Here is a 23,618-nt window from a genome sequence, read left to right on the forward strand (position 1 = left end):
TGAGTAGGAAGTTTTAGCCTGGTCGCCCGAACCACTTTTTGATGAGACCCAGTAAGCCCACCTCTGCCGGCGGCGGAAGGTCCGGATACTCGATCCAGGGCTCCTGTGATCCCAGATAAACCCCGCCGCGGTAACATTGCTGACTCCGCAGTTGCGTGAAACCCTCTCGCTGCAGGTGGTTGATCAGGTGTTGGAGCGCTTCTGCCGGCGTCGTGGCTTCGGCGCTTTCGATCCTTGTGGCCTCGTACCGCCACAACGCCTGGTAGCCGGCGGCGGTGCGGAGGAATTCTACCGGACGGTTGAAGCCACGCGCCCTGTCATCGAAACCGGCGAGTTGGTGTTTCTCTCCCGCCTGATCGACCATAACGACCTAGAGCGCGCGATACACCGCCAGGAGATCGCTCAAAGCAATCGTCTTATTTTTCAACACGACCCGCTCTGCGCCCAGCACGTCGAGCGCGGCTACCTTGTCCGTGCCGCCTTTGAGGCTCTTGGCTCCCAACGTGAGGACCCGCTCGCACTCCTTCTCCACCTTGCCCTTGACGACCGGGTTGACCTTGAGGATGTCCATCATCTTGGCGCGGGTCTCGGAAAGGTGTTTCTGCAGTTCCTCCTCCGGGTATTCCTTGCGCTGTGCCTCGTCTTCACAGCGGTCGATGTATTGGGTCAGGAACACGTAGAGCCGCACGAACGTTTCGGCGATCTCGATATGCTGCGGGGTCAATCCACTCTCAGCCATGGGCACCTCCCTTACAAACGAACCTTGATGTCGTTGCCTTCCACGGTCACTTCGTAGGTCGTGACTTTCGCCGACGGGTTGTTGACGCAGGCGCCGGTCTTTACGTTGAATTGCCAATTGTGCCAGGGACAGGAGACCACGTCGCCCTCGACATCGCCTTCCCCCAACGGGCCGCCTCGATGGACGCACGTGTTGTCGATGGCATAGAACGTGCCCTCGACGTTGAACAGTGCGATGGCTTTGCCGTTCACTTCCGCCACCATCCCGCTGCCCGGTTTGACATCCCCTGTTCCTGCGACGCGAATCAACTCACCCATAGGTCCTCCTGTCGGTCGGGACCGGTTCTGAGCCGGTGCCCGCTCAGTTGCCGGTAGCCGGTCGTTTGATTTTCTGCAAGAGACTCTCGATGCGGCTCTTCGCCGCCCCCGCCCCGCCCTTCTGCAGGGCCGCGGCGATCTTGTCGGCGATCTCACGGAAGGCCTTCGCTTGCGGCGAATCGGGCTTCGCGACGACGATCGGATTGCCGGAGTCTCCTCCCGCCCGAATGGCGGGATCGATGGGCACCCGCCCGAGGAACGGAATGCCGAGTTTTTCCGCCGCGCGCTCGCCCCCCCCGTGGGAGAAGATTTCGGTCCGTTCGCCGCAATGCCCGCAGACGAAGAAGCTCATGTTTTCGATGATCCCGAGCAGCGGCACGTTCACCTTTTGGAACATCATCATGCCTTTGCGCACGTCGTGCAGCGCGACTTCCTGCGGCGTCGTCACCGTGATCGCGCCGGCCAGCGGCACGAGTTGCGTGAGGGTCAGTTGCGCGTCGCCCGTGCCGGGCGGCAGGTCGATCAGCAGGTAATCCAACTCGCCCCACAATACATCGCGGAAGAGCTGTTGGATGGCCGTATGCACCATCGGTCCGCGCCAGACCACCGCCGTGTCTTCCGGTACGAAAAAGCCCATCGAGATCAATTTGACGCCGTGACTTTCGGCCGGGGTGATCTTGCCGTCCTGTTGCTCGGGCGTCTTTTCGACGCCCATCATCATGGGGATATTCGGACCATAGATATCCGCATCGAGCAGGCCGACTTTGGCGCCGCTCAGTGCCAGAGCGACCGCCAGGTTGACGGAGACCGTGGACTTGCCGACTCCGCCCTTACCGCTGCTGACGGCGATCACATGTTTCACGCCGGGAATGATATTGGGTCGGGTGGACGCATCCCCCTGTTGGGGCGCGCCGCCTTGTTGTTCCGCCATGCTGAATCCTCCTCCGTGACCGACCTCCCCCACGAGAGCGTCGCGTCGTCGCCATCTTAAGCCATCGCACCGAACAAAAGAAATGGGTCAGTGGACGCAGCCGGCTCTAGGCAGAAGAGGGTTGAGGCCGACAGGAACAGGGCTACGTACGTTCCCGGTGGAGGTTGTAGGTCCAGCCGAACAGGGATAGGGAATAGATCAGCCACTTGGAGGGGTCGAAGTTATACCATTTCGATCCGTTACGGTAGTCGCGCGAATAGGTGTGGTGGTAGTTGTGGTAGCCCTCGCCGAAGCTGATGAACGAGATCAACCAGCTATCGCGGCTGCTGTCCTGCGTGCCGTGCGGCTGGCTTCCGACCATGTGGCAGAGGGAGTTGATGGTGAAGGTCGAATTCAGCACCAGCACGACGCGGAGCAGCCCGGCCAACAGGAAACAGCCCAGCCCGCCGGAAACCCCGTTGTTGAGGTATCCGGCCGTGAACGGCAGGAGCAAACCAGACACCGCAATGGGCCAGTAGTATCGGTGTTGCCACATGACCATCGGGTCGGTGCGGAGTTTCGCGCCGAACCGGTCCTCTCGGTAGGGCGTGTTCTTGAACAACCAGCCCACATGGCTATGCCAGAAGCCCTTGCGGGCGTTGTACGGATCGATTTCCTCGTCGGTGTGGGCATGGTGACGGATGTGGTCCGAGCACCAGAGCAGCGCGGAATTCTGCATCGCCCACCCCCCCGCAATGAGCAGGCAGGCCTTGACCCAGGGATGGCTCTCGAAACTGCGATGGGTGAACAGACGATGATACCCCACGGTGATACCCAGACCCGTCACGATATAGAGGACGCCGAGCAGCACCCAATCGAGAGCCGTATAGTCATAGAAATAGGCGAAGAGCGGCACTCCGATGAGGGTCAGGAGGGTGATCGCGGTGAACAGGGACACGGTGCCCCAGCAGGTGGATTGTGCGGACGAGTCGCCCATCGTACTCCTTCGGGTCCTGTGCGCAACTCGTGTTCACAGTGCACCGCCATGGAAAGAATTGAGCCGGACAAACGGGGCGCATGCTAACGGAGGCGCCGTCGAATTTTCAAGAGGGGCATGCAGCCGCGGCGCCATGTCAGGGCCGGAGCCTCGGTGTATACTGCTGGTGAGATTAGTGTGTATCCAGAACCCGCTCCAGGAGGACGCCATGCCCCTCGATCCCGCCCTGCTCGAACCCCGCATTCGCGCCATCGGCGAAGACCTGGCCCACCGTTCCAGCGGATTGGCGCCGGGCCTGTTCGACTCCCGCTGGTGGTCCCAGGCAGCAATCAATTTGGCGATGAAGGATCCTGCCTTCAAGGCGCAATTGTTTCGCTTCATCGACGTGCTGCCGTCGCTGCGCGAAGATGGACAGGTCGTCCGGCTGGCCGAGGAATATTTCGGCGAGATGGGCGCGAACCTCTTCGGCGCCCAGTGGGGCCTCAGGGCGCTCGGTTCCACCAAGCTCGGCGCGACGCTGAGCGGTAAGGCCCTCCGCCATCAGGTGGAGCAGATAGCGACCAGCTTTATCGCCGGCGCCTCCATCGACGAGGCGCTTCCCCGGCTGCGCGCGCTGTGGCAGGAGGGACGGGCCTTTTCCGTCGATCTTCTGGGTGAGGCCAGCGTGAGCGAGCGCGAAGCCGATGCCTACCGAGATCGATGTCTGGCGACGCTGCAGGTGTTGGGAGAGGTCTGCTCGACGTGGCCTTCCTTGCCCTTGCTGGAACGGGATCATTTGGGGAGCCTCCCGCGCATCCAACTTTCCATCAAAATCTCCGCGCTCTATTCTCAACTCGACCCGATCGATCCCGACGGTAGCTACCGCGTCATCGCGGCCCGTTTGCGGCCCCTGCTGAATGTCGCGGTCACGCTCCCCGCTTCGGTGATCTTCGACATGGAGCAGGCCGAGACCAAGGAGGTGATCCTGCTCACCTTCATGCGGCTGTTGTCCGAAGAGCCCTACCGGACCTATCCCCACGCCGGGGTTGCGCTGCAGGCGTACCGAACCGATACGGAAGCGGACGTGCGGCGGCTGCTGGATTGGACTGCCGAACGAGGTGTGCCCATCACGATTCGCCTCGTGAAAGGCGCCTACTGGGATTCCGACGCGATCCGCTATCGGCAACGGGGCTGGCCGCTGCCGCTGTTCGTACACAAGGCCGAGACCGACGTGAACTACGAAGCGCTGATCCGACTGTTGCTGGAGCAGCATCCCCTGGTGCGACCGGCATTCGGTACCCACAATCTCCGGAGTCTGGCGGTAGTGGAAGCGGTGGCAGAGTCGCTCAAGCTGCCGCCGGAGGCCTGGGAATATCAAATGATCTATGGCATGGCGGAACCGTTTCAACATGCCATGACCGATCGCGGACGACGCCTGCGGCTCTACACGCCGGTAGGGGCCCTGCTGCCCGGCATGGCCTATCTGGTTCGGCGATTGCTGGAGAACACCTCCAACGAATCGTTCCTACGGAAAGAATATGTGGAGTCGCAGCCACTCTCCCTGTTGCTCTCTCCACCCCTCCCTGGCCCTCACCCACCCTCGGCTTCTCCGGAAGCCGCTCATCCTGATCCTGCTGGCGGTTGCGACCAGGAGTTCGTCAACGAACCGCTCTCGGATTTTTCCCACCAGTCGGTGAGGGATGCCATGGCGCGCAGTCTCGACCTCGTCCGGGTAAAACTGGGAAGCCGCCTGGACGAGGCGAAGTGTGCCCTCGTTCCACCAGCCGGGCCGGAGCTGCGTTCGCTCAATCCCAGCCGTCCGGAACAGGTGGTGGCGATCGTGCAGGGCTATGCTCCGAGTAATGTGCCCGCGCTCATGGCTGCGGCCGAGGCCCATGCTGCTGCCTGGCGCGATCGGTCTGTTGCCGAACGAGTGGCGATTCTTCGGAAGGCGGCTGCGCTCATGCGCCGGCAACGGTGGGACCTGGCGGCTTGGGAGGTGTTTGAAGAGGGCAAGCCTTGGCGGGAGGCCGATGCCGATGTGGCGGAGGCGATCGATTTCCTGGAATACTATGCGACGGGGATGGAGCGGCTGGGCGCGCCCCTTCGTCTGGGCCGGTATCCCGGTGAGTTGAATGAATTGTCTTGGCGACCTCGCGGCATCACCGTCGTGATTGCGCCGTGGAATTTTCCCCTGGCCATTCCAACGGGGATGGTCTCGGCTGCGTTGGTCTGCGGGAATCCGGTGTTGTTCAAACCCTCCGAGCGGTCATTCGCCGTGGGGTATCAGCTGACACGTGTGCTCACGGAAGCAGGAGTGCCGGCGGGAGCGTTGCAGTACGTGCCAGGCGGTCCCGATGTGGGACGTGAACTGGTGCAGGCGGCGGGAGTGGCGACCATCGCCTTCACGGGCTCCAAGGACGTCGGCCTCGGCATCATTCAGGCGGCCGCGGCTCGCGATCCAAAGCAACGGGCAGTGAAACGGGTCATCGCGGAGATGGGTGGCAAGAATGCGATCATCGTGGATGACACTGCTGACCTCGATGAAGCCGTGACCGGTGTCGTCACCTCCTTCACGGGGTATGCCGGCCAGAAATGCTCCGCCTGTTCGCGGGTGATTGTCACCGATGGCGTGCACGACGAATTTTTGCAACGGTTGGCCGACGCGGTCCGGAGCCTTCGTCTCGGCGCGGCCGACGATCCGGCCACGCAGGTCGGGCCGGTGATCGATGGGCGAGCGCAACAGCGCATCGCAGACTATGTGGCGATTGGTCGGCGCGAAGGGCGCGTGGTGGTCGATCGTTCCGCCGAAGGGGTCGGGACTGCGGTCGGGCCGGTGGTGGTTGCGGACATCGACCCCTCGGATAGGCTGGCGAAGGAAGAGATCTTCGGACCGGTGTTGGCCGTGATGCGTGCCTCGTCCTTCGAGCAGGCGTTGCAACTGGCGAACGGCACGGACTATGCGCTGACCGGCGGGCTCTATTCGCGGAGCCCGCGACACATCGATCAGGCGCGGCAGGCGTTCGACGTGGGGAATCTCTACATCAACCGCGCGATCACGGGGGCCTTGGTCGGACGTCAACCCTTCGGCGGGCACCGCCTCTCAGGGGTTGGCGCGAAGGCCGGCGGCGAGGACTACCTGAAGCAGTTCATGACGGCCCATGTCGTCAGCGAGCAGACCCTGCGGCGTGGATTCGCCCCGACCCCCTAGTGCGGCGGATTTCACCTCGACCTGTTCCAGCTCTTCCATGATTTCGGTGACATTACCGCGGTCATCCTTCAGGGCCGCAAGTTCCTGCCGCTCGACGTACTTCACCAATCCCACCCCTCTGGCGAACCAGGCCGTCATCACGTCGGTGCCCACGGCCATTTTCTCAGACGACGAGAGCTTGATGCGGAGGCTCATGCGCGCTTCGACCTTCACGGCATCGCTGTAGGTCCCGGCCGGCACGGTGATGGCCTCGCGGCTGAGGACGGTGGAGTGGCCCTCCACGTCGACCCGTTCGTTCGTGCCGTCGCCGTCGATGTCGCTGCCGAAGTCGATGTCCGTGCGGTTGAACTGCTGGAACGACTGGGACACCCTCATGGGAAATCGCATGATCTGGTAGGGAGTCAGCTGCTTTTCCAAAGGGGTGCCCGGTTCGGACCCGTAGTAGACGATGCCAGCCGCGTCCCGCCGATAAAAACTGTCGGAAGGGCCGTGGTTCCCTGGATTGGTATCGTGAAAGACCGTGACGACCAGGCCGCCCTTGAGGGTCTTGGTACCGGTGACAGAGGACACGTTGGTGAAATACTTATTCTCGATGGTCTGCAAGGGACCTTCGGAGATCTGGCCGCGATACTGCCAGCGGGTTCCGACTGCGTCAGGAAAAAACTCGGCGGAGTGAGAGATTGACTCGCTTGCGTCGGCGGCATGCGCCGGTTGCGCGGTGCCACCGAGTGCGAGACTACCGACCAGGCCGAATACGAACAGAAGCGCACGCGTCACGTGTTGGACCATCGCGGGTTGCCTCCAGTGAAAAGTGAACGACCGTACCATACTCGCCAGAGAGCGGCAAGGTCGCGCCGGAGGCGTGGCTTGCCTTCTCCTCTGTCGCCTCGCATAATCGACCGCCGGTCGGCATGCACGACCGCGGGGTGACGACCGTCGATGGAGATGGAAATCGATCAACCGCTGCAACCCCGGACGAAATCTCCGGGCAAGACGGTGCTGGTGACCGGAGGATCGGGCGGCATCGGGCGCGGCCTGTGCGTGGCCTTTGCACGCGCCGGTCATTGGGTTGGAGTGCACTATGGACGGCATGCCTCGGCGGCGCAGGAAACGTTGGACCTGCTGAGGGCCGCAGGTGGCGCCGGCGCGCTCTACCAAGCCGACATCAGACGAGCCGACGAGGTGCAGACGATGGTTGCGGCCATCGAAACCGCGCGTGGCAAGCTCGATATCCTGATTTGTAATGCGGGGACGGCCGGTTCACATCTGGTGGTGACCTGTCCAGAAACGGAGTGGCAGCGCGTGGTAGACACCAACCTCACCGGTACCTTCCATTGCCTTCAGGCCGCGGGCGCGGCCATGAGTGCGGGAGGGGGCGGCTCTATCGTGCTCATCGGGTCCTATGCAGGCCTGCAGGGCGCGACCGGTCAGGCGGCCTACGCGGCGTCGAAGGCGGGGTTGATCGGCCTGATGAAGAGTGTCGCGCGTGAATGGGGCCCGCACAATATTCGCGTGAACCTGGTCTGCCCCGGGTGGCAGGCGACCCCCTTGGCTGGTGACCGGTTTCCGGCGCAGGCGCTGAACACCGATCATGTGCTGGGGCGGACGTCAAATCTCGATGAGGTGACAAAAATGGTGTGCATGCTCGCCGAAGTGTCCGACATTTCGGGTCAGGTCTGGAACCTGGATAGCCGAGTCCTGCCATGACGCGCAGGCGACAACCGGGACTGTTCGTGACCGGCACGGATACCGGCGTGGGGAAGACGTTCGTGGCCGCTGCGATCGCGCGGCGGTTGCGCTCGATGGGGTGCGCCGTCGGCGTGATGAAACCGGTCGAGACCGGCCTTCCTGCCGGGTCCGACGATAACAGCGATGCCGAGCGGTTGAAGGCCGCGGCCGGCATTCACAATGAGCCGGATCTGATTTCGCCCTATCGCTTTGCGCTACCGATCGCTCCCTTGGCTGCGGCGCGAGCAGCCCGGCAGACGATCGAACAGGCGCGTGTCTTGGATTGCTACCGGCAACTCGCAGAGCGGCATGACGTGATGGTCGTCGAAGGCGCAGGCGGACTCCTGGTGCCCACCGGTCCCACCTGGGATATGCGTGATCTGATCTTGTGGCTGGGATTGCCGGTGGTACTGGTCGGGCGAGCCGGGCTCGGCGGGATCAACCACGCCTTGTTGTCGCTGGAGGCCCTCTCAGCGAGGAAGGCGCCGGTTCTGGCCTTGCTGTTGAACGAAACGGAAGCGGCCGAGAACCCTCTGCAGCGGGAGCAGGTCGCGACGACGGTTCAACTGTTGCGGGAACGCACGTCAGCGCCCGTGTTGGGGCCGCTCCCCTATCAGAGCGACGGAGGTGGTGATTGGCTGGAGAGGGTGGATCGTTTGGCGTTGGACCAGGCGATTACTGAGATTGCCGCTTCTGTGTGGCCAGAGCACGCTGAAAGGCCTGAACCGCCGCACCCACGTCAGGCGCCTTGAGCACCGCAGAGATCACCGCCAGACCGTCCGCTCCCGCGGCCACAATGTCGGGTGCCGACGCGACCGTGATGCCGCCGATGGCGAAGATGGGCAGCTCCGTGAGACTTCGCACGCTCCGCAAGCCTTCGATGCCGACCACAGGATCATGGTCTAATTTGGTCGCGGTACCGAAGATCGGTCCGAACCCGATGTAATCCGGCCCCGTCCCTGCCGCATCGCGCACCTGTTGGATCGAGTGCGTAGAGAGCCCGATCAGCCGCTCCGGCCCCATCAATCTCCGCGCATAGGCAATCGGAAGATCGTCCTGTCCCAGGTGGACGCCGTCTGCTTCCACCGCCAAGGCCAAGTCACAACGGTCGTTGACGATCAGCAGCGCGCCGCATTGCGTCGCAGCTTGCCGAAGGGCCGTAGCCTTCCGATAGGCTTCCTGCATGGTGGCCCCTTTATCTCGGTACTGAAAGAGTCGCACGCCCTGCGCCGCCGCCTCACATAACAGCTCAGTCAGCGGGCGGTCCGGACGGACGGAGGGGTCAAGGATGAGATAGAGCCCCTTCAGCAAGGTCTGTCGGTCGCAGTGAATCGTGGCCGGCTCCTGCAATGCGGTCAGGACGACTGGTTGGCCAGGAAACGTTCCAAGAACGTGGTGGAGACGTGGCCCTTTTGGAAATCCGGGTCGTTGAAGATGCGACGATGGAGAGGGATGGTGGTCTTGATGCCTTCGATGACGAACTCGTCCAACGCGCGCCGCATGCGGGCCATGGCCTCCTGGCGATCGCGCCCATGGGTGATGAGTTTGGCGATCAAGGAGTCGTAATAGGGGACGACGACGGCCTGCGGCTCCATGGCCGAATCGACCCGCACGCCGAATCCCCCCGGAGCGGAGTATTTCGTGATCTGGCCGGGACAGGGTGTGAACTTGTCGGGGTCCTCGGCGTTGATGCGACATTCGAAGCTGTGGCCGTTCAGCTTGATGTCCGGTTGTTTGAATGAGAGCGGCAATCCCGACGCAATGCGGATCTGCTCCTTGATCAAGTCGATGCCGGTGACCATCTCCGTGATCGGATGTTCGACCTGAATTCGCGTGTTCACTTCCATGAAGAAGAAGTTGCGATCCTTATCGAGGAGGAATTCGACCGTGCCGACGCTGTTGTAATGGATGGCCTTGACCGCCTCGACGGCCGTACGGCCGATCTCGCGGCGTAACCGTTCGTCGATGGCGGGCGACGGTGTTTCTTCCACCAGTTTTTGATGCCGGCGTTGGATCGAGCAGTCACGCTCGCCCAAATGCACCACATGGCCTCGATGGTCGGCCACGATTTGGACTTCGATGTGGCGCGGTTCGAGAAAATAGCGCTCGAGATAGACGCCGTCATGGCCGAACGTGGATTTGGCTTCCGCCTGCGCCGCCTGGAATGCCCGCGCCAGTTCCTCCGGTTTGTTCACGACACGCATGCCGCGCCCGCCGCCGCCCGCCGAGGCCTTGATGATGACCGGAAATCCGATGGCCTTGGCGGCTTCCTGGGCATCTTGCTCGCTACGGAGTTCGCCCGGGCTCCCGGGCGTGACGGGCAAGCCTCGTTTGGCGACCACTTCACGCGCCTTGGACTTGTCGCCCATCAAGGCGATGTTTTCCGACGTGGGCCCGATGAATTTCACGCCGATGGATTCGCAGACCTCCGCAAAATGCGCGTTCTCCGAAAGGAATCCGTAGCCGGGGTGGATGGCATCGGCGCCGGTAATTTCGGCGGCACTCAGCACATTGGGGATGTTGCGATAGCTCAGCGCCGCTTCAGGAGGGCCGACACAGACGTGTTCATCCGCTGCGCGCACGTGCAGGCCGGCGGCATCCGCCTCCGAATGGATAGCGACCGTTTTGATGCCCAATTCCTTGCAGGCGCGGATGACCCGCAGGGCGATTTCTCCGCGATTGGCGACCAGGACTTTCTTAAACACGACCGGCTCCGGCGTGGATCACAATCTGCATCGTTTTTATCATGACGGTGGCGGCTGCGTGTACCGACTGGGCGCCCAGGCTCCGTCGGCGTTAGGGCGTGGCGTTGGGATCGATCAGGAAGAGCGGTTGTCCGTATTCGACCGGCTTGGTGCTTTCCGCCAAGATCTTGGTGATCCGCCCATCGGCCTCGGACTCGATTTCATTCATGAGCTTCATGGCCTCGACGATGCACAAGACCTGCCCACGTCTGACATAGTCTCCTTCTTCGACATAGGGATCGGCATCCGGCGAGGGCGAACGGTAAAAGGTGCCGACGATCGGGGACGTAATGGTGACCTGCCCTTCCGTGCCCGCTGCCTGGTGAGGTTGAGCGATTGCGGTGGCGGCAGGCACCGTCACCTGCGCATGCGCGGATTCCGCGACATGGACCGGTGTGGTGCGCACCGCTGGCTCATGACGGATACGGATACGGACGCCGCTCCGCTCGATTTCCAGTTCCGTCAGGTGATTCCGCTTGAGCAAATCCGCCAGTTGTTGGATCTGTGCCGCCTGGTCCGGATACAACAGGCTCTGCTCGGCAGCCGCGGAGCGGGGGGCAAATTCACGAGGCAACACGATCGGTTTGCCTGCGCCCCGTCCTTTTCCACCCTTCTTGCGTGCTGGGCTCAACGAACGCGCTCCACGAATTCGCGGGTTCGGGTGTCGATCCGGATGGTTTCGCCGATCTCCAGGTACAGCGGGACCTTGATCGTCGCGCCGGTTTCCACCGTGACGGGCTTGCTGCCGCCTGAAGCCGTGTCCCCGCGGACGCCAGGCTCGCCGTCAACGACCTTCAATTCGATGAACGTCGGAAGCACGACGGCGATCGGCTTGTGCTCATAGACGAGGATTTTGGCGATCATATTTTCTTTGAGCAGGTCGGCGTTCGTGCCCAACTGGCTCTTCTCGTACGTGAATTGCTCATAGGTCGAGGTGTCCATGAAGGTATAGGCGTCGCCGGTGGCATAGAGGAACTGCATGTCGCATTCTTCCAGGTCCGGCTCGTCAAACCGTTCACCGGAGCGAAAGGTGCGTTCCAACAAGTTGCCGGTCAGATAACTCTTCAACTTCGTACGTACGAAGGCCCCCCCCTTGCCGGGTTTCACATGCTGGAATTCCACGATGTAGAAAGGTTGGCCTTCCACCATCAGGCGGCTGCCGTTTCGAAATTCTGCGGTCGAAATCACAACAAGACTCCTTGGTACGAAAAAATCAGCGGCGTGCGGCCGCAGGCTTAGTGCTCGATCCGGATCGCGCGCGCGACGGGCGACGATCGGCGTCGAGATGAGCCGCAAGCGCTTCAAGCGCCAGGAGGTAGCTGGTCGAACCGAATCCGGAGATCTGGCCCACTGCCACGCCGGCGATGAAGGATTGGTGACGAAACGCTTCGCGCTGGTGAATGTTCGACAGATGCACTTCCACCGTAGGCAATGCGACGGCCGCGATCGCATCGCGAAGCGCGATGCTGGTATGCGTGTAGGCCGCCGGATTGATCACGATGCCGTCGAAGCGACCGCGGGCTTCCTGAATCCAGGTGACCAACTCCCCTTCCATATTCGACTGCCTTGTTTGCACGGCAATGCCTAACTCTCCGGCTCGCCGGGCGATGGCCTGATCGATGTCAGCCAGGGACTGGCGGCCGTAGACGGATGGTTCCCGCGTCCCCAGGAGATTCAAATTGGGACCATGAAGCACGAGCAGCCGCAGCATTAGTCAGTTAACGCGTTTCGGTTTTCCGTAGGCTGCAATGGAAAGGAACACCAGCAGCGGCGGCATTGTAACAGGGTGTCCTGGGTGGGTCAAACGTTGTTCGGAGCGGGATCGCACGCGGCTCACCAGCCATCGCGAGGCCGGAGAACCACTACGGCGTTTCGGAGGCTGCTCGGCGGTTCGCCTGAACAGTATGGAGCCAGGCTTCAAGCTGGGCGATGATGGCGGCATGGCGTGGGACGGTCGGTGTCAGAATCGGAGATTCGGTGGGAGCCAGTTCGGAACAGTCGACGTTCGGCGCCGAAACCACTGGGATCGGTGCGGTACCAGTCGACTCGGGTTGTAGCCGGTCCGCTATGGGTTCAGATGTGGGAATCGGATGATCGGCAGCTGGACCGGTGAGGCGTCGCTGGATCGAGAGAGCTTCTTCATCGTTGGGATTGGCGCTCAGAATGGCTCGGCAGGAGCGTAGGGCCGCTTCGCCTTGGTGTTCGGCGGTGAACAATTTCGCCAGGATACGGTGCGCGCGGAGGTTGTCGGGGCTGTGGGCGATGACCTGCTCGAGAATGGCTTTGGCCTTCTCCGGTTGTCCCAGCTGATCGTACACGCGTCCCAATGCGGCCATTGCCGTGATGAACGTTGGATGGATCGCGAGGCCGTCTTCGAGGACCGCGGCGGCCTCTTGCCACATTCCGGCCTTGATGTACTCATCAGCCAACGGCAGAAACGCCTTGGAGCGAGGGTCTTTGGCGAACGCAGTTGCGAGTCGATCAATGGCCGCAGCCACTGCGGGATCAATACGAGGGGAAGAGGACACCGGTTACTCCTTGGGTCTGTGCGGGCGCGAGGGCGAGGGGGCCGGCGCGGGTCGGGCCGACACAGCCAGAATATGGTCTAGAATCCGATCCGCAAGCGCCCGTTTGGACATGAGCGGCACTTCTTCACAGGATCCCTGTCGATCTAGGAGCGTCACGCGATTGGTGTCGGATCCGAACCCGGCGTCGGGGGCGGAGACATCGTTCGCCACCAATACATCAACGTCCTTAGCTTGCAGTTTTTCCTGTGCATGGGCAAGGAGATCCTGGGTTTCCGCGGCGAACCCCACGAGGATTTGTGTCGTTCGGCGCTCGGCCACTTCCTTGAGGATGTCCGTCGTCGGTTCCAGTTCGAGACTGGTGAGCGTCACACGCTGCTTCTTGAGCTTGTGCGCCATAGGCTTCGCAGGGCGAAAGTCTGCGACGGCGGCTGCCATGATGACCGTATCGCTCCAGGGCAAACGACTCAGGATGGCGTGCCGCATCTCCTCTGCGGTGATCACCTGCTGGACTTCGATCCCCTGAGGAGGCGTGAGCGCAGTCGGTCCGGAGATCAACATCACCGCCGCACCACGGACCTTCGCGGCTTCCGCCAGCGCATACCCCATCTTTCCGGAAGAGCGATTGGAGAGGTAGCGCACCGGATCGATGGATTCCTGCGTCGGGCCGGCGGAGATCAGGACGCGCCGACCGCTCCAATCCCTCCGAGGGTGAAACGCCGTCCTGAGCGCAGCCACAATTCGCTGTTCATCCGCGAGTCGTCCCTTCCCGCTGCGGCCTGAGGCCAACGGGCCGTCTTCGGGGTCCACCACCACGATGCCACGGCGACGCAAGGTTGCGACATGGTCGACCACGGTCGGATGTTGCCACATATCGCCGTCCATTGCCGGCGCGATGATGACGGGGCAACGGGTGGTCAGCAGCATGGTGGAGAGGAGGTCGTCGGCCAGGCCGAGCGCGGCCTTGGCCAGGCAATGGGCCGTGGCCGGCGCGATCAGGATCGCGTCCGCCTCCTCAGACAGCGATAGATGAAGCATCTCCTGATGGGCTTCGAACAGATCGGTCGCCACATGGGCACCGGACAGGACTTCAAAAGTCAGGGGAGTGATGAAACGCCTGGCTCCGGCCGTCATGACCACACGAACCGTCGCCGATTCGGCGGTCAGCAGCCGGAGCAGGCCCACGGCTTTATACGCGGCGATACTTCCGGTCACGCCGAGGACGATTCGGAGACCGGAGAGTGAAGGGCCGGCAGGTTGCACGGAAACGGACTACTCCTCGCCCTCCGCGGCAGCGGGCTTCGCGGTGTCGTCCACGTAGTTACTGAGCTCCTTTTTGATTTCCTTGGCGTCTTCGCCGGTCATCATGGCCATGCGTTCGGTCTCGCCTTCCTTGACGCGCTTTGATTCCTTGATGGCGTCGCGGGCTTCCTTGCCGCAGAGAAACGACACCTTGTGCTGCATCACTTCATCGAGAGCGATACTGGTCTCTTTGGCGAATTTCGACGGGCCGCTCGATCGCGCACCCTGGACAAGATGCTTCGCCCGCTGCGCGGCGATAATGACGAGGCGGTGGCGTGAATCAAATTCACCGGGGGTGTATTCCGGCAACAGCGACAACATGTCAACCATGGTTCGTGTGCTCCTTTGATACGGAGGGTACGGAGGAATTCCCCGGCTTCCCCTCCTTGTCGAGAATAAATTTTTCCTCCAACCACGCCATGTTGAGGCGCTTGGTCTTGGTGCGCTCGGCGAGAAAAATGCTTTCGAGTTCCTTGAGCGACTGTTTCAAATCGTCGTTGCGGACGATGTAATAGTATTCCCGATAGCTCCAGACCTCTTCTTTCGCCTTTTGAAGCCGCCGCTGAATCTCCTCGGGCGCGTCCCCTGCCCTGGTCTGCAACCTGGTCCGCAGCGCGTCAAAGGACGGAGGAAGAATAAAGATGTAGACGGCATCTTCGAATTTCTTCTTGACCGAGCGGGCTCCCTGCACGTCGATCTCAAGAAGGACATCGATCCCCTGCTCCATCTTGTCGGCCAGCATCTTGCGCGGAGTACCGTACAGGTTGCCATAGACATGCGCCCACTCGATGAATTCGTTCCGGTCGATCATCTGACGGAAAGATGCTTCATCGAGAAAATAATAGTCTTGTCCGTCCACCTCTCCGGGCCTCGGTTTGCGCGTCGTGTAGGATACCGAATGCCAGAGGCCGGGAACCTTGGTAGCCAGTTGTTTGCAGAGCGTCGTCTTCCCTGCGCCGGAGGGAGCCGAGATGACGAACAAGATACCGCGTCGCGCCGGTGCCGGTTTGTCGTGAGAGGGAGAGGCAACGTTGGTCATCGCGCGATCATTCCAGGCGAACCGGCCCAATCATTCGACATTTTGCACTTGTTCCCGCAGTTTTTCCAGTTCGGCCTTCATGTGGACGACCAAGGCGGCGATCTCCGCGTCATTCGCCTTAGAGCCGATCGTATTCACTTCTCGACCCATTTCCTGCAGCAAAAACTCGAGGGTCTTTCCCACAGATTCCTTGCTGTGCAAGGTGTGGCCGAACTGTAGCATATGTGACTCAAGTCTGACTAATTCTTCCGAGATGTCCGATCGGTCGGCATAGAGCGCCAACTCTTGATGGAGACGAGCTTGGTCCGGCAGGTCGCCTTGCAAGAGGGCTTGCAGTCGGGCCTTCATGCGCTCAAAAGCTGCTTGAGCCAGGCGCGGGGCCTTTTCCGCCACGGCTGCTTTGGCCGTACGGATGGCCTCCAGGTGAGACCTCAGATCGTCGGCCAAGGCCTCGCCTTCGCGTCGACGCATGCGATCCAATTCAAGCAGCGCTCCGCCGACGGCTTTCACGACAGCCTTACTCACCTGTGCCGTATCGACCGCCTCTTCCGATATGGAGAGAATGTCCCGAAACCCGGCCAACGTCGACACATCCACCTTCCCGCGAAGCCCCAACCCCTTTTGCAATTTCTTCAGCGCGGTATGGTACTGGTTGGCGAGCGTTTGATCGACCTCGACCGTCTTGAGACTGCCGCCACTGGTGTGCAGCGAGACGGATACGTCGACCCTGCCGCGGAGGCAGTGCTGCTGCACGGTCTTGCGCACCTGTTCTTCCAGCGAGGTGAGGGATCGAGGCAGGCGCACGGCGACTTCGAGAAACCGGTGGTTGACGGAACGGATTTCAGCGGTGACCGCAATGCGCTGCGCGGTGCTCTCCTTTTTGCCGTACCCGGTCATGCTGCGTATCATCGCGTGAGTTTCCCTTTCCACCCGCAGTCTGCATAGATCGGACAGGTACCGCATTTCGGCGCGCGCGCCAGACAGACGTACCGACCATGGAGCAGCAGGCGCTGCGACCCTTCCGTCCAGTGTTCTTCCGGTAACAATCGTCTCAGGTCCATTTCGATCTTGTCCGGATCGGTCTGGCGCGACAGGCCGAGCCGCCCGCTGACCCGTTTGACATGGGTATCGACGACGACCGCCGGTTTGCCGAACGCGTTGCCGAGAATGACGTTCGCCGTTTTCCGGCCTACTCCAGGCAACGTCGTCAGGGCCTCCATACTGTCCGGAACTTGCTCATGAAACGTGTCGGTCACGACTTTCGCACAGCGGATCAGACTACGGGCTTTCGCTTTATAGAACCCCGTGGAGCGAATGAGCGCTTCCAATTCAACCGGATCGGCTTGCGCAAAGTCGCGCGGCCGTCGGTAACGCCGGAATAACTGTGGCGTCACCTGATTGACCCGCTGATCCGTGCATTGCGCCGATAAGATGGTGGCGACCAGGAGTTCCCATGGCGTGTGGTGATCCAGTTCGACCTTATACACGGGCATGGACGCTCGCAGGGTTTCGAGCAAGTGGGCGACACGGGTACGGTTCCGTCTCTCGGCCGGTTGTGGCGACAAGGGTTTGTTCATGGTGCGCTGCAGGCGGCGGCCAATTGTGCAGGGCTTAATCGTGAGATGCAAGGGCCAGCTTGAGGGAATTCGGTTCGTGCTCTCCCAGTCGGTCCTGCGAAGTCGATGGAGCCGGAAGCAAGCTAGCCAGGTGGGCGATCAAGGGCCGCAACGTCTCGCGTTGAAGGGCCGAGATACCGATCGCGCGGTACCGCTGACAAAGGACAAGGCGTTCGTGCGGTGACAATCGGTCGCATTTGTTGAGCACCAACACCTTCGGAAGGTGCTCTAAGTCAAGCGACCGCAGCACGCTTTCCACGGCGGAAATCTGGAGGTCAATGTCCTGTGCCGAGGCATCCACCACATGAAGCAGCAGGTCGGCGTCGCGCAGTTCTTCAAGTGTCGTACGAAAAGCACCTACTAAGTCCTTGGGCAAATCACGGATAAATCCCACCGTATCGGTCACGATCAGCTCACGATCTTCGGGGAAGCGGAGCCGACGGCTGGTCGTATCCAACGTATCGAAGAGTCGATCCTGCGCTGCGACCCGGCTGTGGGTCAAGGCGTTCAGCAAGGTCGACTTACCGGCATTGGTATAGCCCACGATCGAAAGAATCGGAAGTGCCTGACGCACACGGCGGGCCCGCCGCTGATCCTGATGCCGGGCGAATCGCTCGAGTTCCCGCTCCAGATGCGCGATGCGATCGCGAATGCGCCGCCGATCGGTTTCTAATTTGGTTTCGCCTGGCCCTCTGGTCCCGATACCGCCGCCGAGCCGCGATAGGGAGGTGCCGTGACCGGATAAGCGTGGCAGCAGATACCGGAGTTGCGCCAATTCCACTTGAACCTTGCCCTCACGCGTGTGCGCCCGCCGAGCGAAGATATCCAGAATCAGTTGCGTGCGATCGATGACTTTCAGATCGGTGACCTCCGCGATGGCCCTGGCCTGTGCCGGAGCCAGGTCCTGATCGAAAATCAAGAGATCCGCGCCTTGCTGGAGCGCACGGACCACGACTTCTTTCAACTTGCCCTTCCCGAGCAGAAATCGCTGGTAGTCCTCATGGGTGCGCTGCACCATCCGGTCAAGCACTCGAACGCCCGCCGATTCGGCCAGTTCCTGTAGTTCCTCCAGATGCTCCTCCTGCTCTCCCCGGCTCTTCGGTGAGGCGCTGATGAGTATGGCGGCTTCCGCTTGGCCTCCTACCGTGTGCGTGGTTTCAGCGCGAAGGAGTTCGCTATCGAGCGACTGGATGAAGACATCAAACGGAAAATTCAGCTGATGAAACGGCACCGGCTTCATGATTTGACAGACCTGCCCCTGCGGATTGAGGGGAAGGAGGTGCGCGAGATGGAGCAGAGTCGGCTCTCCATCTTCATTCGTCCCTAGACTCCCGATCAGGTCCAATCGAAGTAGCGCCAGTTGGGTAAGGTCTTCCTGGGTCAGTGGCTCCTCATGCAAGTCTGTGCGGATCAGTCGCAGCCCTCGCAACGAATGGGGCCCGACTCGAAACCTGGCCAACGACTCGAACGTGGGGACGCACGCAGCGCCGATCAACACCTGATCGACTATGCCGCGTCGGGTGATGAGAAGACCAATGGGACGTCGAATCTCTCGGCTGAGCTGGCAGGTGGTTCGGGCCAACTCCGATGTGAGGACGACCGAGGCAGGCACCCGACGCCGATACAACCGTTCCAGCGCTGCGAGGTGACTCGGTTTTAGGCCGCCAACTTGTCCATGTAGAGTCGGGATCGTCGTCCTCCTACTCTGCCGTGTTATCCGGGCAGGTATTCATGTGGATTCTGGGGAGTTATTGGCAGTGCCATGTTCGGTATCGCTTCGCTCTCGATGGAAGCGCGTCGCCCCTCTGCGAGAGCCCGAAGACCTGCCGCGGCGATCATGGCCGCATTGTCGGTGCAATACGCAAGGGAAGGCAATGCCAGTTCTATCCCTTCTATGGTTGCACGAGCCGTCAAGCGAGCGCGCAAGCGGGAATTGGCAGAGACTCCCCCGACCACGGCAAGGGCAGACACCTTTGCTTGGCGAACGGCTGCAAAGGCCTGGCGCTCCAGCACGTCGACGATCGCCTCTTGATATCCGGCAGCCAAGTCATTCCGTTGTGCCTCGATAGCAGACGAGGACATATCTCGAAGGTGGTACAAGAGGGCGGTTTTTAATCCGCTGAAGCTGAAGTTGAGCTGTGGTCCCCTGACGCGCGAACGCGGAAACCTGACCGCGTCGGGTCGACCGCACTGCGCGGCTTTGTCGATTCGTGGCCCCCCAGGATACCCTAGGCCGAGCAACTGCGCTCCCTTGTCAAAGGCCTCTCCTGCGGCGTCGTCGATGGTGCGCCCCATGAGGCGCAACCCATCGGCGGATGCATGGAAGAGGTGCGTATGGCCACCCGACGCAATCAATACGACACAGTCTCTTGGAAATGACGGACGGTCAATCCAAGCCGAGGCAATATGGCCCTCCAGATGGCTGACTCCCACCAGCGGAATTTCGAGGGCATAGCCCAGTGCTTTTGCGTAACTGAGACCGACGAGTAGTGCTCCGGCTAAACCCGGCCCCTGAGTAACGGCAATGGCCCGCAGGTCGCAAAAAGAAAGACCGGCTTCCTTCAGGGCCTGCGCGGTCACGTGCTCGACATTCTGAATATGAGCACGCGAGGCCAGCTCAGGCACCACGCCGCCGAAGCGTTCGTGCAGGGCCTGTTGCGAAGAGATGATATTGGCAAGCGCTCGTTCGTGTTCGTCCAGAACGGCCGCTGCGGTTTCGTCGCAGGACGTTTCTATCGCCAAAATGGGAGCGAAGCAGCCTCTGGCTCGTTGATGCCCATTCATAATTGGGAGGCGAGTCTCGCAAGACTCACTGTGGGAGGAAACACGACAACCCCCGGATCCGGTTGAGGATCTCGGGGGTTGTCAGGTTGTAAGCAAAGAATCAAAGGATTTGTCTTCTCCGAACGATGCGCGAAAGCAGGGTTACACGCCTGCCATGGCTTCCTGCTCGATGAACGCAGGGGCGCCGTCGCGCAGAACGACCTTGATCTTGCGGTTGTCCTTGAATCGGCCCTTGATGAGTTCTTCGGACAGCGGGTCGCCGATGGCGCGCTGAATGATTCGACGCATCGGTCTGGCGCCGTACAGCGGCTCGTACCCCTCCTTGATCAACCACTGTTTGACCTCGTCGTCCACCTCGATGCTCACGTTCTTTTCGAGCAAACGTAGATTCAATTCGCGCAAAAGAATATCCAGGATGTTGATCAAGTGCTCCTTCTCAAGCGAATGGAAGACCACGATTTCGTCGATGCGGTTGAGGAATTCCGGACTGAAGGAGCGCCGTAACTCGCCCATCACTTCATCCTTGCGCCGCAGATTTTGGCCGTCTTTTTCCTCGCTCTGGAAACCCAGGGAGACCCCCTTCTGGATCAACTTGGTGCCGATGTTCGAGGTCATGATGACGACGGTATTCTTAAAATCGACCTTACGACCGAGGCTGTCGGTCAACACACCATCGTCGAGTACCTGCAACAACACATTGAACACATCGGGATGTGCCTTTTCGATTTCGTCGAACAGCACCACGGAGTAAGGCCGGCGGCGGACCTTTTCGGTCAATTGCCCGCCCTCTTCATAACCGACATACCCAGGAGGGGCTCCGAAAAGACGGGAACTCGTAAACTTTTCCTGATATTCCGACATGTCGATGCGGATGAGCGCATCCTCGCTGTTGAAGAGGAATTCCGCAAGTGTTCGGGCCAACTCGGTTTTCCCTACACCTGTCGGACCCAGGAAGATAAAGGACCCGATGGGTTTCTTGGCTTCCTTGAGACCGGCCCTGGATCGACGGATCGCTCGAGCCACGGCCGAGATCGCTTCATTCTGGCCGATCACGCGCTTATGGAGGAATTCCTCCATCCGCAGCAGCTTATTGGACTCCTCCTCCTCGAGCTTGAAGAGCGGAATGCCCGTCATCTTGGAGACGACGTACGCGACCTCTTCCTTTCCGATCGTCGGCTTGTGCTTCTCCTGATTCTTCTTCCATTCCCGCTTGGACTCATCAAGCAGCTTCCGCAGGCGTTCCTCTTCCTCGCGATGGCGGACGGCTTCCTCGAAGTTTTGCATCGAGATCGCCAACTCTTTTTCGCGCGAGATTTTCTTGAGTTCCTGTTCCAGCGCCTTGAGTTCGGACGGCAAGGCATAGGTCTGCAACTTGGCGCGAGACCCCGTTTCATCGATCAGATCGATTGCCTTGTCCGGCAGGAAGCGATCGGTAATGTAGCGGTCAGACAGTTTGACTGCCTCGACGATCGCGTCTTCGGTGATTTCCACACCATGGTGTTCTTCGTACCGATCGCGCAATCCTTGGATGATCCGGACGGTTTCATCCGTGCTGGGCGGTTGCACGTAAATGGGCTGAAAGCGGCGTTTGAGCGCCCCGTCCTTTTCGATATGCTTACGGTATTCATCCAACGTGGTCGCCCCGATGCATTGAATCTCGCCACGCGAGAGTGCCGGCTTGAGCATGTTGGAGGCATCGATTGACCCCTCCGCAGCGCCCGCACCCACCAAGGTATGTAGCTCGTCGATGAAGATGATGATGTTGCCCGCCTGAACGATCTCTTTCATGACTACTTTCAGGCGCTCTTCAAACTGCCCGCGATACTTCGTGCCAGCCACCAACGAACCGAGGTCCAGGGCAATGACCCGCCGGGACAGCAGGTTATCCGGGACTTCCGATGCCACGATCCGTTGGGCCAGTCCCTCCACAATTGCGGTCTTGCCGACACCCGATTCCCCGATCAGCACGGGATTGTTCTTGGAGCGGCGGCTGAGAATCTGCAGGACGCGCTCGATTTCATCGGCTCTCCCGATGACCGGGTCCAGCTGCCCTTCCTGCGCCAACTGCGTGAGGTCCCGTCCGAATTCATCCAAGGCCGGCGTATTGCTCTTGCGATCCCGCTCGCGCGGCGCTGACTTCCTCAGGAAGGTGACGGTCAGTTGTCGTGCGGTGAGCAGGTTGGCACCGAGACTCCGAAGGATTTTGCCCCCGATCCCTTCCTCTTCGCGCAGAAGACCCAGGAGGAGGTGTTCGCTTCCGATATGGTTATGGCCCAGCAACCGCGCTTCCTCGACCCCGTACTCGATGACTTTCTTGACGCGTGGGCTGAAGGGAATTTCCCCGAACGTCATCGTGGTGCCTCCGCCGGGAAGATTCCGCTCGATCTCGAGCCGAATCTGTTCGGTCGAGAGCCCCATTTTTTTGAGGATCATTAGCGCGATCCCATCCGTTTCCCGAAGGATGGCCAACACCAGATGTTCGGTCCCCAGGTAGTCGTTCTGATGGCGCTCGGCTTCTTCACGTGCCAGGATGATGATCTTGCGACCCTTGTCCGTGAACCGTTCGAACATCCCGCCTCCTTATGGTGATGGGGCTTGTAAGAGAAGCCTTGGCTGAGTGCTAAATGCAGGTCAAAGGCTCGAAAAAACTGATGTTCAGATTCTAACTAGAGCGATATGGGGTGTCAAGGTATTGGGCGAAACGACAGGGTGATCCGCACTTCTTCGACGGTGCGCTCGGCCGGGACAAAGGCCGATGTCGTTCGGCTCGTGGTTTGACAGTATGAAACTCATCTCGATACAATCCCGCACCTTTCACGAAGCGCCTCACCCTGTCGTTCGGCGGCCCCTCTATATGAAGAGCAAAAGCATCGGCATCCTGACGAAACCCAAGTTTCCGGAAGTAAAGAGCACCGTACAAGCCGTCGTTACTTGGTTGCGATCGCGCAGCATCGACGTGTTGTTGGATACGACGGCCACGGCCCTCCTCGAAGAACCTGGTGGATATCAGAAGACGCAGTTGGCCGGCAAAGCCGATGTCTTGCTCGTTCTGGGCGGAGACGGCACGATGCTGAATGCGGCGCGCCTGGCCGGTGAGCGGGGTATTCCCATTCTAGGCGTGAACATGGGCGGTCTTGGATTTTTGACGGAGGTCATGCTCGAGAATCTGTATCCGTCATTGGAGCGGGTATTCGCCAACGACTACGTCCTGGATGAGCGATTGATGTTGAAAACCCATGTGCATCGGCATGGAGAAACCGTAGCACGCGGGGTGGTGTTGAACGATGTAGTGATCAGCAAGGGAACCCTCGCCCGCATGATTGAACTGCGTATCGCTATTCAAGGGCAGTTCGTGACCAATCTACGTGGAGATGGGTTGATCGTCAGCACCCCGACCGGTTCCACGGCCTATTCTCTGTCGGCGGGAGGCCCCATCATCAATCCGGCGGTGCAGGCGCTGATCCTGACGCCCATCTGCCCACACACCTTGACGCATCGTCCATTGATCGTTCCCGCCGATGCCCAAATCGAAGTGGTGCTGACGAGCAAAGACGATGGTGCGATGGCGACGCTCGATGGGCAAGTGGGAGTCGCGATGACCCAAGGGGACACGGTTGAAATCAAGGCGTCGGAGTACCTGACCAGATTGATCCGCTTTCCCGAAAGCAGTTACTACGAAGTGCTGCGGGAAAAACTGAAATGGGGGGACGGGTAAGTGGAAGGGAGC

General features: G+C 60.7%; 24 protein-coding genes. 4 read left to right on the forward strand and 20 right to left on the reverse strand.

All coding sequences use genetic code 11. The features are described 5' to 3' along the window. Positions 1–13: 13 nt before the first annotated feature. The 5 genes from HRU82_00630 to HRU82_00650 all read right to left on the reverse strand — a co-directional run bounded on the left by HRU82_00630 (position 14) and on the right by HRU82_00650 (position 2,963). Positions 14–364, reverse strand: coding sequence for a hypothetical protein (locus HRU82_00630; protein QOJ33543.1), 351 nt, complete (start codon positions 362–364; stop codon positions 14–16). A gap of 6 nt (positions 365–370) precedes the next feature. Beyond that, a complete protein-coding gene (locus HRU82_00635) occupies positions 371–739 on the reverse strand; it encodes a hypothetical protein (GenBank protein ID QOJ33544.1) in 369 nt (122 codons plus the stop codon). 11 nt (positions 740–750) lie between these two features. Then, positions 751–1,056, reverse strand: coding sequence for a non-heme iron oxygenase ferredoxin subunit (locus HRU82_00640; protein QOJ33545.1), 306 nt, complete (start codon positions 1,054–1,056; stop codon positions 751–753). Between the two features lie 43 nt (positions 1,057–1,099). After that, a complete protein-coding gene (locus tag HRU82_00645; protein ID QOJ33546.1) occupies positions 1,100–1,987 on the reverse strand; it encodes an Mrp/NBP35 family ATP-binding protein in 888 nt (295 codons plus the stop codon). Positions 1,988–2,129: 142 nt separating this feature from the next. Continuing rightward, positions 2,130–2,963: a fatty acid desaturase gene (locus tag HRU82_00650; protein QOJ33547.1), complete on the reverse strand. Its 834-nt coding sequence runs from the start codon at positions 2,961–2,963 to the stop codon at positions 2,130–2,132. Positions 2,964–3,171: 208 nt separating this feature from the next. Here HRU82_00650 and HRU82_00655 point away from each other — a divergent pair, with 208 nt between their 5' ends. After that, positions 3,172–6,153 (forward strand): bifunctional proline dehydrogenase/L-glutamate gamma-semialdehyde dehydrogenase, encoded by a 2,982-nt coding sequence (locus HRU82_00655; GenBank protein ID QOJ33548.1) that lies wholly within the window; start codon positions 3,172–3,174, stop codon positions 6,151–6,153. On the opposite strand, the gene HRU82_00660 is transcribed toward HRU82_00655, so the two are convergent. Continuing rightward, complete coding sequence (locus HRU82_00660; protein ID QOJ33549.1) at positions 6,046–6,930, reverse strand: hypothetical protein; 885 nt, start codon at positions 6,928–6,930, stop codon at positions 6,046–6,048. The two genes, HRU82_00655 and HRU82_00660, sit on opposite strands and share 108 nt — an antisense overlap. A 162-nt stretch (positions 6,931–7,092) precedes the next feature. On the opposite strand from HRU82_00660, the gene HRU82_00665 reads away from it, so the two are divergent. Next, positions 7,093–7,860, forward strand: coding sequence for an SDR family oxidoreductase (locus tag HRU82_00665; protein ID QOJ33550.1), 768 nt, complete (start codon positions 7,093–7,095; stop codon positions 7,858–7,860). Then, the gene (gene bioD / locus HRU82_00670) at positions 7,857–8,633 is read left to right on the forward strand and encodes a dethiobiotin synthase (GenBank protein ID QOJ33551.1); all 777 of its coding nucleotides are present in this window, start codon (positions 7,857–7,859) and stop codon (positions 8,631–8,633) included. Before HRU82_00665 ends, bioD begins: the two co-directional genes overlap by 4 nt. On the opposite strand, the gene thiE is transcribed toward bioD, so the two are convergent. The 14 genes from thiE to HRU82_00740 all read right to left on the reverse strand — a co-directional run bounded on the left by thiE (position 8,557) and on the right by HRU82_00740 (position 22,462). Further along, complete coding sequence (thiE, locus tag HRU82_00675) at positions 8,557–9,171, reverse strand: thiamine phosphate synthase (GenBank protein ID QOJ37064.1); 615 nt, start codon at positions 9,169–9,171, stop codon at positions 8,557–8,559. The genes bioD and thiE overlap by 77 nt on opposite strands. A 65-nt stretch (positions 9,172–9,236) precedes the next feature. Further along, on the reverse strand, positions 9,237–10,586 hold the full coding sequence (accC, locus tag HRU82_00680) for an acetyl-CoA carboxylase biotin carboxylase subunit (protein ID QOJ33552.1): 1,350 nt from the start codon (positions 10,584–10,586) through the stop codon (positions 9,237–9,239). Between the two features lie 91 nt (positions 10,587–10,677). Beyond that, a complete protein-coding gene (gene accB, locus HRU82_00685; GenBank protein ID QOJ37065.1) occupies positions 10,678–11,127 on the reverse strand; it encodes an acetyl-CoA carboxylase biotin carboxyl carrier protein in 450 nt (149 codons plus the stop codon). Positions 11,128–11,252: 125 nt separating this feature from the next. After that, a complete protein-coding gene (gene efp / locus HRU82_00690) occupies positions 11,253–11,813 on the reverse strand; it encodes an elongation factor P (GenBank protein QOJ33553.1) in 561 nt (186 codons plus the stop codon). A gap of 25 nt (positions 11,814–11,838) precedes the next feature. Then, positions 11,839–12,336, reverse strand: a complete 498-nt coding sequence (gene aroQ, locus HRU82_00695) for a type II 3-dehydroquinate dehydratase (GenBank protein QOJ33554.1) — start codon at positions 12,334–12,336, stop codon at positions 11,839–11,841. Positions 12,337–12,487: 151 nt separating this feature from the next. Beyond that, positions 12,488–13,153: a tetratricopeptide repeat protein gene (locus tag HRU82_00700; GenBank protein ID QOJ33555.1), complete on the reverse strand. Its 666-nt coding sequence runs from the start codon at positions 13,151–13,153 to the stop codon at positions 12,488–12,490. A 3-nt stretch (positions 13,154–13,156) separates the two neighbouring features. After that, entirely contained in the window at positions 13,157–14,413 is a 1,257-nt protein-coding gene (gene coaBC / locus HRU82_00705; GenBank protein ID QOJ33556.1) for a bifunctional phosphopantothenoylcysteine decarboxylase/phosphopantothenate--cysteine ligase CoaBC, read from the reverse strand. Between the two features lie 9 nt (positions 14,414–14,422). Next, positions 14,423–14,773: a DNA-directed RNA polymerase subunit omega gene (locus HRU82_00710; GenBank protein QOJ33557.1), complete on the reverse strand. Its 351-nt coding sequence runs from the start codon at positions 14,771–14,773 to the stop codon at positions 14,423–14,425. A gap of 1 nt (position 14,774) precedes the next feature. Continuing rightward, entirely contained in the window at positions 14,775–15,491 is a 717-nt protein-coding gene (gene gmk, locus HRU82_00715) for a guanylate kinase (protein ID QOJ33558.1), read from the reverse strand. A 30-nt stretch (positions 15,492–15,521) separates the two neighbouring features. After that, positions 15,522–16,400: a YicC family protein gene (locus HRU82_00720; GenBank protein QOJ33559.1), complete on the reverse strand. Its 879-nt coding sequence runs from the start codon at positions 16,398–16,400 to the stop codon at positions 15,522–15,524. Next, entirely contained in the window at positions 16,397–17,068 is a 672-nt protein-coding gene (gene nth, locus HRU82_00725) for an endonuclease III (protein QOJ33560.1), read from the reverse strand. The genes HRU82_00720 and nth overlap by 4 nt, the downstream gene beginning before the upstream one ends. A gap of 34 nt (positions 17,069–17,102) precedes the next feature. Next, positions 17,103–18,719 (reverse strand): GTPase HflX, encoded by a 1,617-nt coding sequence (gene hflX / locus HRU82_00730; protein ID QOJ33561.1) that lies wholly within the window; start codon positions 18,717–18,719, stop codon positions 17,103–17,105. Between the two features lie 101 nt (positions 18,720–18,820). Next, positions 18,821–19,891 carry a tRNA (adenosine(37)-N6)-threonylcarbamoyltransferase complex transferase subunit TsaD gene (gene tsaD / locus HRU82_00735; GenBank protein ID QOJ33562.1) on the reverse strand — a complete coding sequence of 357 codons (1,071 nt, stop codon included), beginning with the start codon at positions 19,889–19,891 and terminating at the stop codon, positions 18,821–18,823. A 141-nt stretch (positions 19,892–20,032) separates the two neighbouring features. Further along, a complete protein-coding gene (locus HRU82_00740) occupies positions 20,033–22,462 on the reverse strand; it encodes an ATP-dependent Clp protease ATP-binding subunit (protein ID QOJ33563.1) in 2,430 nt (809 codons plus the stop codon). A 283-nt stretch (positions 22,463–22,745) separates the two neighbouring features. Between HRU82_00740 and HRU82_00745 the strand changes: the two genes are divergently transcribed. Continuing rightward, positions 22,746–23,606, forward strand: a complete 861-nt coding sequence (locus HRU82_00745) for an NAD(+)/NADH kinase (GenBank protein ID QOJ33564.1) — start codon at positions 22,746–22,748, stop codon at positions 23,604–23,606. Positions 23,607–23,618 lie beyond the last annotated feature (12 nt).

This window comes from Nitrospira sp., assembly GCA_015709715.1.
In the GTDB taxonomy this organism is placed as follows: Bacteria; Nitrospirota; Nitrospiria; order Nitrospirales; family Nitrospiraceae; genus Nitrospira_A.